General features: G+C 68.2%; 9 protein-coding genes. 4 read left to right on the forward strand and 5 right to left on the reverse strand.

What is annotated here, in order from left to right; translation table 11 throughout:
- Positions 1-158: 158 nt before the first annotated feature.
- Positions 159-2,561 carry a serine/threonine-protein kinase gene (locus Q1N79_RS09615; protein ID WP_300607046.1) on the forward strand — a complete coding sequence of 801 codons (2,403 nt, stop codon included), beginning with the start codon at positions 159-161 and terminating at the stop codon, positions 2,559-2,561.
- Between the two features lie 171 nt (positions 2,562-2,732).
- On the opposite strand, the gene Q1N79_RS09620 is transcribed toward Q1N79_RS09615, so the two are convergent.
- From Q1N79_RS09620 to Q1N79_RS09635, 4 genes are all read right to left on the reverse strand, one after another.
- Complete coding sequence (locus Q1N79_RS09620) at positions 2,733-3,491, reverse strand: transposase family protein (protein ID WP_300607049.1); 759 nt, start codon at positions 3,489-3,491, stop codon at positions 2,733-2,735.
- Positions 3,492-3,968: 477 nt separating this feature from the next.
- The gene (locus Q1N79_RS09625) at positions 3,969-5,147 is read right to left on the reverse strand and encodes a M20 family metallopeptidase (RefSeq protein ID WP_300607052.1); all 1,179 of its coding nucleotides are present in this window, start codon (positions 5,145-5,147) and stop codon (positions 3,969-3,971) included.
- Positions 5,148-5,473: 326 nt separating this feature from the next.
- Entirely contained in the window at positions 5,474-6,652 is a 1,179-nt protein-coding gene (locus Q1N79_RS09630; protein ID WP_300607055.1) for an OmpA family protein, read from the reverse strand.
- 1 nt (position 6,653) lies between these two features.
- Positions 6,654-7,445, reverse strand: a complete 792-nt coding sequence (locus tag Q1N79_RS09635) for a hypothetical protein (protein WP_300607057.1) — start codon at positions 7,443-7,445, stop codon at positions 6,654-6,656.
- A 257-nt stretch (positions 7,446-7,702) separates the two neighbouring features.
- On the opposite strand from Q1N79_RS09635, the gene Q1N79_RS09640 reads away from it, so the two are divergent.
- The 3 genes from Q1N79_RS09640 (at position 7,703) to Q1N79_RS09650 (ending at position 11,056) form a co-directional block, all read left to right on the forward strand.
- Entirely contained in the window at positions 7,703-9,190 is a 1,488-nt protein-coding gene (locus tag Q1N79_RS09640) for a hypothetical protein (protein ID WP_300607060.1), read from the forward strand.
- Positions 9,191-9,226: 36 nt separating this feature from the next.
- The gene (locus Q1N79_RS09645; RefSeq protein ID WP_300607062.1) at positions 9,227-10,048 is read left to right on the forward strand and encodes a radical SAM protein; all 822 of its coding nucleotides are present in this window, start codon (positions 9,227-9,229) and stop codon (positions 10,046-10,048) included.
- 342 nt (positions 10,049-10,390) lie between these two features.
- The gene (locus Q1N79_RS09650; protein WP_300607067.1) at positions 10,391-11,056 is read left to right on the forward strand and encodes a recombinase family protein; all 666 of its coding nucleotides are present in this window, start codon (positions 10,391-10,393) and stop codon (positions 11,054-11,056) included.
- Positions 11,057-11,463: 407 nt separating this feature from the next.
- On the opposite strand, the gene Q1N79_RS09655 is transcribed toward Q1N79_RS09650, so the two are convergent.
- Positions 11,464-12,177, reverse strand: coding sequence for a hypothetical protein (locus tag Q1N79_RS09655; RefSeq protein ID WP_300607065.1), 714 nt, complete (start codon positions 12,175-12,177; stop codon positions 11,464-11,466).
- Positions 12,178-12,323 lie beyond the last annotated feature (146 nt).

Below are 12,323 nucleotides of genomic sequence, written 5' to 3' on the forward strand. Positions count from 1 at the left end.
TAGTGATTTGAGTGCAGTCCCACGAGCTCATCGCGGCGATCCCCAGGGCCTTTAAGCTGACTTACTGTAAGTGAACCGAAACTCACATTTTTCGGCCACGAGGAACTGCGAGGGCTTGCCGGGCGCCGGGAGTTGGGGCTTTCGCCTATTATCCTGCCATGGCGGGTGAGGCGGGGCTTTTGGTCGGCGGGCGGTACCTGCTGGCCGAGCCCGTGGGGCAGGGCGGCATGGGCCGGGTGTGGCGCGGTCATGACCAGCTGCTGGACCGGGTAGTGGCCATCAAGGAGATCCTGCTGCCACCGCAGTCGCCAGGACAGCACGCCGACCTGGCCGCCCGCACGATGCGCGAGGCGCGGGCGGCGGCCCGGCTGGACCACCCCGGCGTGGTCACCATACATGACGTGGTCGAACATGACGGTACACCGTGGATCGTGATGCAGTACGTCCCCGGGGAGGCACTCAGCGCCAGGATCGCCGCGGCCGGACGCCTTCCGTGGCAGCAGGCAGCGGAGGTCGGCGCGCAAGTAGCGGGCGCGCTAGCGCACGCGCACAGGGCCGGGATCGTGCACCGTGACCTGAAGCCAGACAACATACTGCTGGCCGAAGGCCGGGTCATCGTGACCGACTTCGGCATCGCCCGCATCATCGACGCCACGACTAGGCTGACCAGCGCCGGAACGCGGATCGGCACCGCCTTCTACATGGCACCCGAGCAGCTGGAAGGCAGCGATGCTGGTCCGCCTGCGGACATGTGGGCGCTGGGTGCCACGCTGTACGCCGCCGTTGAGGGCCGACCGCCGTTCGGCGGCCCGACCCTGACCGCGATCATGGCGGCCATCCTCACCCGCTCCCCGGACCCCCCGGAGCACGCCGGATTGCTGGGGGAGCTGATCGGCGCGCTGCTGACCAAAGATCCGGCCATGCGCCCGGACGCGCAGGCCGTCACCCGCGCGCTCGCTCCTGACGGCACCGTGCTGCCCGTCGGCAGCGCCGCCGCGGGCAGTGCGCCGGTCGCAGCGCAGCAGGCCGTTCCCGGCACCCCCGCGCCGCACCCGGCGACCATGGCAGCCTCCGCCCCGCCATCGGAAGGCACTTCCGACATGCCAACGCAAACTGCCTTCCGGCTCGCACCCGGCGCCGCCTCCGACTTCGGCCCGGGTCACGCGTCATCATCTCGCCGTGCCCGGAAACAGCGGAGGATCCTGTCTGCAGGCCCGCCGCACCGGCACCGTAAGGCGATCATGGTGGCGGCAGCCGCTGTGCTCGCCGCGGCCGGGGCGGCCGGGTGGCTGGCACGCTGGCCGCCGGCAGTGTTCGGGGGCGCATCCCCGGCGCCCCTCGCGTGGACCGCGGGGCAGGCGCCGCTGCCTGCGGGTGCCGTCGGCGCAAGCCCGCTGGGCGCCAGGCTGTACGGCGTGGCGTGCCCTGCTGCAGGAAACTGCGTGGCCGTCGGCCTCTACGGTGGACAAGGCGGCCTTAACTCCAACAAACCCTTGGTCGAGACGCTTTCGGGCGGCACATGGACGGCCTCCGTCGGCGTGGCCGGCACGAAGGTTTCCGGGTTCACTGCGGTCGCCTGCCCGGCACCCGGCTCCTGCGTGGCCGTAGGGGCTTACGACAACGCCCTGGGCAGCCTCGGCCTCGTCGCCGGGACGCTCTCCTATGGCACCTGGACCGCATCCGGCCTGCCACTGCCACCAGATGCGGACCGGAAGACGTCTGCGCAACTGGATGATGTCGAGTGCCCGGCCCAGGGCACGTGCATCGCCACCGGCTATTACCTCGACCAGAACAACGGCTGGCAGGCGCTCATCGAGATGCTGTCCGGTGGGAGATGGACGGCCATGCGGGCACCGCTGCCCGCAGGCGCGGTTCCCGCAGGCGCGGTTCCCGGCACGGGGTCGGTAGTAACGGCCGCCCTCGAGGGCGCGGCATGCCCGGCCATCGGATCGTGCATCGCTGTCGGGAAGTACACCGTGCACGGCGGTGCGTCCGCGCCCTTCGCCGACACGCTGTCCGGCGGGTCGTGGACGCCAGCGACGGTGCCACTGCCGCGCGGCGCGGCAGACGGCAACCTCGCCGAACTCGTCGGGATCTCCTGCCTCATGCCGGGGAACTGCGTGGCAGTAGGACAATACGCAAGCGACGGTGGCCTGGCCCGGTACCTGGCCGAGACGCTGTCCGGCGGTTCCTGGACCCCGGCGGTACTCCCGCTGCCCGGCGATGCCGCAGCATCCCAGGCAGGGCTTTCGCAGTACGCGGGTACTTTCGAAACGGAAGCCGTCGCGTGCTGGGCGGCCGGCTCCTGCGTGGCCTTCGCGCCCTACACATCTCTCAGCGGGGCAACTGACAGCGTGATCGACACGCTGTCGGACGGAACCTGGACGGCGGCGAAGGCACCCCTTCCCCCAGCGGCGGTCGCAGCCTCGCACCATTACGCCTTCCTCGACTCGGTGCACTGCCCGGCACCCGGCAATTGCGTTGCCGTCGGCCAATACACGACGGGACAAAACCTCGATGCCCGGGCCATCATCGAGACGGCTAACCTCAAGCACAGGTAGGGCCATACCGCCAGCAGCCCGACTTACTAGTATATGAGGCCGTTCACGTACATACATAGTCCCACCGAAGCCGCGACAAGAGGTGACCGGCAAGTCGCGGCAATCAGGTGTTTATGTGCTTTCCCTAGGCGATGGGCGCATTACCTAGACAGTCAGCCTTTTCCATCCTGGTTATGCCTCGCGGATCTGCAGCACGTGGATGGCCTTGGCGAGCTGCCCGGCGCGCCACGGGCAGCAGCGCAGCTTGCGGAGGATGCGCCAGTTCTTCAGCTGGGCGTTCGCGCGCTCTGCGGGTGCGCGGAGCTTCGCGTGCGCTTTGTTGGCCTGCTTTTGGGACTCGGGCTTGTTCTTCCCCCGGTACGGGATCTTCGCGTACGTGCTGCCCAGATAGCCCTTGTCGGCCAGGGTGACCAGGCCCGCGGCCTCCAGTTCGGCCAGCACGCCCCAGATCCACTCGGCTTTCTTGTCGTGCACCGACCCGGGCAGCGCCCCGGACACCCACAAGATGTCGCCGCCAGGGCTGGCGATGACCTGCAGGTTCATCCCGTGCTTCTTGTGCTTGCCGGAGTAGAACGGCCGGTCGGCGGCCACCCGGTCGATCGGGATCAGCGTCCCGTCGACAACGACATAGGCGTACCCGGCCTTCTTCGCGTCCCGGACCGCCCTGCGCAGCTTCGGCGCCCGGGCCGCCAGCAGCGCGACCGTCTCGTTCACGTACCGCCAGGCGGTGGTGACACCGACTCCGAACCCGGCCGCCAGCTCGGCGAGCGTCTCGCCTTTGCGCAGGTGAGCCAGCACCAGCAGGGCTTGCTGCCCGGGGTTCAGCTTCCGCCAGCACGACCCGATCGAGGCCCGGTGCCGGCGGATGATCCCGGCCACAAACGTCAGGGTCTTGCGGGACAACGGCAGCGCGGCACGGTAGAACAGCATGGAAGCCCCTGGTAGTGGTGATGAAGCGAGTTTTGGTCGACTAGCTCATCTACCGGGGGCTTCCTCATTTCCGGCAGCGACACGCCGGGAGGTGATCAGACCGTGACGAACCCATCACAAACAGGATGAAAATGGCTCAGTGCCTCCGCCGCAGAGCCCGTGCGAATCCCCTTTTCGCGGCTGTTTCATAACTAACCTGCTACTATGTGAGCGCTGTTCAGCTGCATGTCAACGCCGCAGACGTCTTGGTCAGGCCCGACGTGGGCAGGGACGGCTCCAGATAACAGATGTTCTGCGCGCCGGACTGAGCCCATCGGCACGGTCGCTGACAGCGACAGAGTCGGCGATCTATCAGCCTCCGGTCCTCAGCCTCGATCACGGTGCGTGATCGAGGCATGTCCTCGGCGAGCGCGCAAAGCAGACTGAGCGGGTTCTTAGCCAGCAGTGACATTGACCGACGTCGCCTGGGCAGGCTGATCAGCCCGTGATGGTGGCGCAGCCGGCCAGGTAGCAGGCCAGCAGGGCGTGGGCCAGGTCGCCGACGGCACGGTCGCTGGGCAGGAACGTGGCGGTGTGCAGGCCCGAACCCGGTTGGCCGTCGGTGCCGACGAACAGCATCAGCCCTGGGGCCACGCTGTTGTAGAACGAGAAGTCGTCCGCCCCGCAGGTGCGCAGTGGCTCAGTGACTCTGACGCCGAGCCGGGTCAGCTGTTCCGCGGTCAGCGCGGCCAGGCTTGGGTCGTTGTCGAGCACCGGCATGCCGGGATCGATCACTACCTTCGCGGTGCAGCCATGTGCCAGCCCGATGCCGTTGGCGACGTCGCGGAGCCGCTCATGCAAGCGGGTGCGGTGCGCTTCCGACATGGCCCGCATGGTGCCCTGGGCGGTAGCTGTGCCCGGGATGGCATTGGCGGCCTCGCCCGCGGCCAGCGTGCCCACGGTGACCACCGCTGGCTGCATCGGGTCTGTGTTCCTGCTGACCAGTTGCTGAACGCTGACCACGAAGTTGGCCAGGGCCAGCACTGGATCATGGGTGAGGTGCGGGTAGGCAGCATGCCCGGGGCTGCCTGCCATGGTTACGCGGAACCTGTCGGCCGAAGCGTTGATCACCCCCGGCGCACAGGCCACATCACCGGCCGGCAGCAGCGGCTGCACGTGCGCGGCGGCCATGGCAGCGAGCTGGTGATCCTGCAGCAGGCCGGAGGAGACGACATCGCGGCCTCCCGACGGGGGACCTTCCTCGCGAGGCTGCAGTATGGCCAGCATGGGGACGGGCGGGCCTACCTCGTGCAGGGCGCGGGCCAGTGCGACGAGCGCCGCCATGTGGATGTCATGGCCGCAGGCATGCATGGCACCGGGCCTGGCTGCCCAGGGCACGCCGGTGGCCTCGGTGATGGGCAGCGCGTCGAGTTCGGTGCGGACGCCCACTGCTGGGCCCGGCGCGCTGATCCGCAGCACGGCCCCGGTGCCGGCTACCCGCTCGGCGTCGGCCCCGCCGGGGAGGGCGTCCAGGAGCAGGTTCAGGGTGGGCTCCTCCTGGCCGGACAGGCTGGGTCGGGCATGGAGTTCCCGGCGCAGGCATACCGCGCCCGGCAGTTCGCAGTCGAGCGCGTCGCGCAGCGCCCCGAGAGCCCCCAGCGGGAGTACGACGGTCATCGCAGCAGCTCCAAACGGGCCATGACATGGCTCACGACTTGTTCCAAAGGTTGTAAAAGGTACAAAATGCTGGATCTGTTTCTCGGCCTTGCCCAGTTCCCGCTTGCGGACTCCGGCGGCTTGTGCCCGCTGGACACAGGGCCTCGCCGAGGTCTCGTGCCGTACCGGCCAGAGCGGCGTGAGGTCCGAGCGTCAGCGACACCTTCGCCACGGTGACCCTGTTCATCCTCGGCCCGTTCGACTGGTCGTGGATGTCATCGGTGGCCTGACCGTGCTGCGTTTCATAGGTCCCCCCGCCTCGCCGACGGACAAGCGGATCGTGCTCGTCATGACAGGGTGATCCGGACCGACCTGTTCAGGGTGGCCGGTCCGGCCAGCAGCGCTCCGTCCGCGTCTCGGTCGGGGGCGAACTGCGGGAAGTCGCTGCCGACGCCGGTTGTGGTAATTTGCGTCGGCTGAGCGCCCAGGGAGATGAGCGCCGCCTTCACGCGGTCGGCGCGCAGCAGCGAGAGCTCGACCTGTCCGGACATTGGGCCGACGTCGGCGGTCGTCCCTTCCAGCTCGGCGTGGCGGGCCGGGTCGGCAGCGAGCCAGTGGGCGATCGGTGCTAGCGCTTCGATGGCGGCCACCTGGTCGACGAACGCGGTGCTGTTCGGCTGGAAGCGGACCGCGGATATCCCGCTGAACACAATCGTCTGGCCGGCTGCCGGGTGTATGTAACCGGCCGACGGTACCGGCACCAGGCGGACGGGCTCATCGGTCACGACGGAAGCGGAGAGCCCCGGCTGAGGGATGATGCGGACCCTGGCACCTGCGGCGGACACGACGGCGCGCCAGATAGCGGTGAGGCTGGCGCGCCACTTGGCCGATAGTGGTGCCTGCGGCGGCGCCGTGTAGCCGAGGCCGACGAGAACGACGGTTAGCCGGTGCAGTTCGGGCAGGTTGCCTGTGGCCCTGAGCTGACTGACCACCTCTGCGGGGGTGGCCGCCAGCAGTCCGGGCACGGTAAAGTTCAGCGCGCCGCGATCATCGAGCCCAGAGTCGATCAGGACGATTTCGATCCCTGTGCCGCCAAGGGTATCGGCCTCGTCCGCCGCTACAGCGAGTGCGTTCAGGTCGTCGACTCCTGGTGCGTCCGGCCTGGCGTTGCTGACGGCCTGGTCGGTGAGCTGAACATCGTGCTGGACTCGCGGGGATGCCTGCTGGGCGAGCGTCCCGCCATTTACCGGCTCCAGTTGCGGGGTGATCAGTTGCGGGGGACTGTCTGGAATCAGGATCCGTACGGGGCCACCGGTACCGATAACCGCTGTGAGCTCGCACTCTAGGAGCGGATCGAGTTGCGGCGCGGGGACATCGCGGTGCGCCCCGATGACGAGAATCATGCCGTCTGGGTGCGGGCACGTCTGCGCGGTGGTGGCGGCGGTGCTGGTCAGATCGGAGATCGAGCCGCAGCCGGAGAGCACGACGGTGGCGGCTGCCGCTGCGAGTATCCAGCTGTACCGCATGTCACGTCTCCATCGCCGCGCGCAGGGCGGCGGCACGCTCGCTGGCCTGGTCCAGCGGAAGGCCTTCGGCCCATAGCAGGAAGCCGATGAAGTCCTGCTCCAATCTGGCCAGCGCGGCTTCTATGCCCGCGTCCACTTGGCGCAGGCGCGCTGCAGCGGCAGCATGCCGCCACTGGCGGTACCTGGTCTTGATCGACTGGAGCCACATCGCGAGAGTCTGGGTCTCCACGACGATCTCCTCGATGCCGGCCAGGCCGAGCGTGCTGATCAGCAGGGCCAGTGTGGCCGCGCCGCCAGCGTCCAGTGCGCCTACGCTGAGTGTGCGCAAGCTCCCGTAGCGCAGCGTGAACAGGACCGCGACGAAGATGGCTTCCAGCACACGGCCGATCGCTGGCACCGGCAGCCGGTTCAGGCGGCGGTTGGCGATCAGGCAGGCAGTGCCGGCGGCGACGAACGCAGTCAGTGCGGACAGGCTGACGGCAAGTGCCTGGGCGGTGACAATTGCCGCAACACCTACATAGGCGGTGGCGGCTTCCACGGTTATCCCGACCGGGATGAGACACCGGAGAAGCCACGGAAGGCTGCCGCCACGATGGCCGAGTGCCTGTTCCCGCGTCACGCGTTCGGAAAGCGTGCAGGCATGAGCGGATTGCTGGCTCCGGACTCTGGCACTAAGCTGGCGGTGCCGGAGTTCGGCGATGTGCCGGTTGAGGGTTCTTCCTGGTCCGGCTAGGTAGGAGCCCTCGGCGCTGGTCGGCAGGGGCTGGTGCTTGGGTTGGGTAATCGTGTTCACCCTGACCCTCCTTTGGTGAGGGTTCCCCTGCGTGAGCAGAGGAGTGTAGGGGTAGGCCAGCCTCGCCGTTGAGAGTCCTCCACTTACGGGCTACCCGGCGGTAGCTACGGTAAACGTCAATTGTCGGAACCTTTCGGACAATTGTCGAGGCAACTGTCGAGCGAGTGACGGAAACTTGTGATATTGTCTGGCGGGTTCCAGGAGGCCAAGCTGTCCTGACGTGATAGGCGGTCCCAACGTGGAAAAAACCAGCAGCCATGGCTGAGCCGCTGGATTCGATCGCGGCCGGGGTCGCTTCCGCGCTCAAGAGCCTGCGTGCCAGAGCGGGCTTGCGAGAGGAGCGCCTCGGTGACACCGGGCCCGCGCTCGACTCGCTAGCGGGCCTTGCCAGCGTCCGCGACGCCGGGGGAACCAGCGTGGAGCAGGCAGTTGTGCGGGCCGTCCGCACGGCCGCGGCGCGGCTCGAGCCGACATACAGCATCGTCGCCGATGTGAGCCTGTCACTGGAACTGACCCAAGACCCGCCCGACGAACTGTATTCCGCCGATCTCGGGCGGCGTCGCTCCGCGCTGGTGAAGAACTGGGACCTGCTCCACCGTAGGCGCTCGGCGCCGCCCGGACCGGCCCCGACATTGCGGACGCTGCGGCTCGATCTGGAGACCGAAGCGCTCAGCGCGCTGGCCGTCGCATTGACCGACGCGGAGCGAGGTGTTCTCAAGCAGCCGGAGGTCGGCGTACCGGAACGGTCTGGCCTGATCCGTAGTTCAGTGCCGACGGTTCTCACCGTGTTCCGTCGCGTGGCGGCGGCTCTGCGCGAGACGAGGACCACGGGCCCGGACGGCACGGGATGGGCGCAGGACCTCCGGACCGAAGGCCAGGGGCCGAAACTGCCGACGCCGATGTCGACTTCCTATGGCCTCAAGACCATCATGCTGATCGAGGGGCATCTCGCCGCCGATCTCGTGGACGTAGCGGAGTTCTTGCAGAAGCTAGCCGATGCGCACACCGGGTTCTTGGCGCGCACGCAGCAGCGGCCAAGTCCGGAGGGAACCGCGACAGTGCTCAGCGTGCTGCACCAGGTCAATGGCACAGCCGCCTACGACGCCGAACTCGATGTTCTTTCCGCGAGCGTGCAGCGGTTGGTCGAGCGATCGCGGCCATTTATCCTGGCGACACTCCTCGAGACGAGCGTGCAGTTCGGGCGGCGGCCACAGCTAACTGGGGACATCGTGGCGGCGCTGCTCGCGGCGCGCCGTCAATTCCGAGGCTGGCGGCTGTGGTCGCAGAGGGTCGAGGAAGGGCTCGTCGCGCCAACGCCCTCCGTTCCGCACACGGCACGCTCGGTCCGGGCGCTCATCCTCGCGCTCGGCTCGCCTCTCGACGACGCGCTCCGGGCCAGCGTCACCGAGGCGATCGACGAGGCGGCTGCCTGGCTGGCGAAGGGGCAGAACCTCGAAGGCACCAGCGAGCTCATCGAGCGCCAGTTCGATGACGGCCGGAGGGACGTCATGTACCTCCGGCACTACACGGCCGCGTGGGTGGTCAAAGCTCTCGTCTCAGCCGGCCTGTCATCACGGCACGCTGCGGTCAGTACCGCGCTCGCCAGGATCTGGGCGGATTTCCGTCCAGAGATCGGCCTGTGGCGGTGGAGCAACGGTGAACTGCCCGTATGGATGACCGCAGACTCCGTCGAGGCACTTCACCTGGCTGCGCTTAGTGATACGCTCACGCTCCGTGAGCCATGAGGGCGGTCACGTATGAATCCGGAGCCCATATCCGCTATGCTCCCGTCAATCGACTGGTGGATCACCAGCCGGTGTAACTTCGCGTGTGACTACTGCTACGGTCCGGAACCGGGCAAGGATCCCGGCTGGCTGCGGGAGGACATACTCGGTGCGATCAGGGCGAGTTCCGCATGCGCGGTGACGTTCTGCGGCGGTGAGCCGCTGCTTGTCCGCGATATCGGGAAGTACGCCCGGCAGTTGAAGGACGCGGGCAAGACGACCGTCCTGAACACCAACGGATCGATGCTGCTGCGGCGGATGGACCAAGGACTTGATTTCGCGTTCGACGTGGTCGGCCTTTCCCTGGACGGCTCGTGCGCCGAGGTGCACCAAGCGATGCGCGGCCTTTCGGCGGACTTCGATGAGGTGTTGCGGGCGGCGGCTGAGATCGCCGGCAGGCCTGGGACCAGCCTTAAGCTCGCCACTGTGGTCAGCCAGGTGAACCTCGCTGACCTGCCGTGCCTTGCTCAACTGGTCAGGTCGCTGCGGCCGGACGTGTGGCGGCTGTACCAGTACAGTCCGCGCGGTGCTGTCAACACTGGCCAGCGTCGGCATGAGCTGCGCGACGACAGCTTCCGGGATGTCACCGCAGTGGTGGCTCGCCAGGCGGCCCCGGTACGGGTGGCCGCGTCCCCGGAAAGCGTAACCGCTGGCTGCCTGATCATCGACCCGGAGGGCAACCTTATCCAGCCGCTCAGCGACGGCTACCGGCGCCTCGGCAACTGTCTTTGCGAGCCGATCAACGACATTTGGACGCGGGCCACGTTCGCGGAGACCGTCCAGCAGAACAAGCACTGGCTCTCCGTGCTTGCTCAGTAGACTCGAAGGCACGCGTTTGACGACTGCAAGATCGCAGTCATGCAAGACGATGCCATGGTCGCTCCTACAAAGAGCCGCTGTTACTCAATGGCATGTTCCGTGACGCTACTGGAACTCGAGGTCGGGTTCCACCCGGTCGCCTGCCGGGTCGTCCTGACGGTGGCGCGTCGCGTCGGCTTCCAGACCGTCCGGAAACGATCGTTTTCCCGACAGCGCCGCCAGGGTGCCGGCCGGCGATCGTTTCCACAGGACGGAGATGTAAGGAAACCCGCGTCGGGAATTTGTGTCAGCAAACCGCGAATCTCAGCCCTTTGCTTTGCGGTCCTCGTATGAACACTCCCGCTGACGCCGTGCCGCGCGGCTACCGCATCAGCCTACGGCCGCGTCTCCACCCGCGACCAGAACCCCGACAGTCAGCGCGACGCCCTCACGGCGGCCGGGTGCGACGAGATCTTCATTGACAAGGGGACGAGTGGCAAGCTCGCCAGCCGCCTCGAACTCGCCAGGGCCCTGGCCCGGCTGCGGCCCGGCGACACGCTCGTGATCGCGCGACTGTCTCGCGCCATGCGCTCCCTGCGGCACCTACTCGAGCTAGGGGCCGAGCTCAGCGAGCGGAAGGTGCACCTGCAGGTGCTCAAGCAGGGCATCGACACCGGCATGCCGCAGGGCCGCCTGGTGTTCCACGGCGCGATCGACGAGTTCCAGCGCGAGCTGATCGTGGAGGGCACCCATGAGGGGTTTGAGGCCGCCCGCGCCCGGGGCCGCGCCGGGGGACGTCCCCGGGCCATGTCGGCCGACCAGGTCCGCCTGGCGCGGCAGCTCGCCAGCCAGCGCACCGCCGACGGCCGCCGCGAGTACACCATTACCCAGGTAGCGAACATGCTCGGCGTCAGCCGGCCCACCCTGTGTACCGGGCGCTTGAGGAAGCCGCGGCGGGCCAGACATATTCGATCCGCGCGCCCTGCCCGCTCGGAGCATGCCCAATGCGGTCACTTGACGTGGTGGTAACCCGGTCCTGCGGGGCAAGGATGCCGCGCGGCCAAGCGGGGCGCAATGGGGTCACCGATGGCCTCGCCGTTGGACGGGGCCTCCTATTCGGCGGTCTGGTCAGGAGAAGCTCGGGGGTATCGGACGCCCGGCTGGGCGGTGGCGTTTGCCGTAGCAGGCACCACCGCCCGTTCGGGATAGTGATTTTCTAATTCGCGGCGACCAGGCGCCAGCTCTTGCAGTTCTGGAAGCCGGTCGCCCTGATGCTGTACTCCGACGCGGAGGTGCCCCTGGCCGACCGCGCTGTCGGCCGCGGACAGCCCCCGGTGGAGAGCGGTCAGCCGGTTCCGGTGGTCAAACTGGTAGAGAGCAATGTTCCAGCCATGTCGAGTGCCTGAGCCTGGGCCGGGCTGAGCCATGGGTATTCGTCAGGGTTGGTGATTACGGGTCCGGGCGATCTGTGCTGCGTAGCCCGACCAGTCGGCTCCTGCCTGGTGCATCCAGTGGACGGCGGTTCCGGGGGCGAGGTGGAGGAGGTCGGCCAGGACGGCTGCGGGCATGCGGGAGGCGAGGCCGGTGAGCGCGGCCCGGCGGGCTGTCATGGCGTAGATGCCGTGGTTGCGCAGGCGCTGCCCGAGCCAGCTTGCGGTGATCGGCTGGCCGGGCAGGCTGCCGGGGAACAGCCATGGCGTGGTGGCCGGGGATCCGGTGGCGGCGTGGGAGCGGCCGGTGCGGATCAGTTCGGTGAGGATGACGCCGAGCGGGTCCGGGACGGGAACGTGGTGCTCGCCGAAGCGGATGTGCACGGTGCCGTCGCGGGTGGTGACCTGGCTGGTGGTCATGGCGGCGATCCGGGACAGTTGCTGGCCGTAGAGCAGGAGCAGGCATCCGGCTGCGCGGTCGGTCAGGTCGAGGGTGTCGTCGTGCAGCAGGCGGGCGGCCAGGGTCCAGCGCTGGTCCTGGCTGGCAGCGGTGCCGGCACGGCTGGCCGGGCGGGGGACGTGCAGCACCGCGCAGTGCCCTCGGGCGGCGGCCCAGGACAGGAAGTCGCGGACCTGGCAGGCGCCCGGCCCGGTGGTCAGCCAGTCGTCGATGTCGGCCTGCCTGCACTGCTGCAGTGACCGGCCGTGCCGTACTCGCAACGCCCGCCGCCGTGGCCGTCACGGAACGCGTCACGATACACCGGACGCCAGGCGGAGCGACACAGGTGATGCCCCTGTTCGACGAAGACGGTAACGACGGGAAACGCGCTGCCGCCGCCCCGATTGCTCGCCAAGGACAGGGCTAT

It is taken from the genome of Trebonia sp. (genome assembly GCF_030042015.1).
Taxonomy (GTDB): domain Bacteria; phylum Actinomycetota; class Actinomycetes; order Streptosporangiales; family Streptosporangiaceae; genus Trebonia.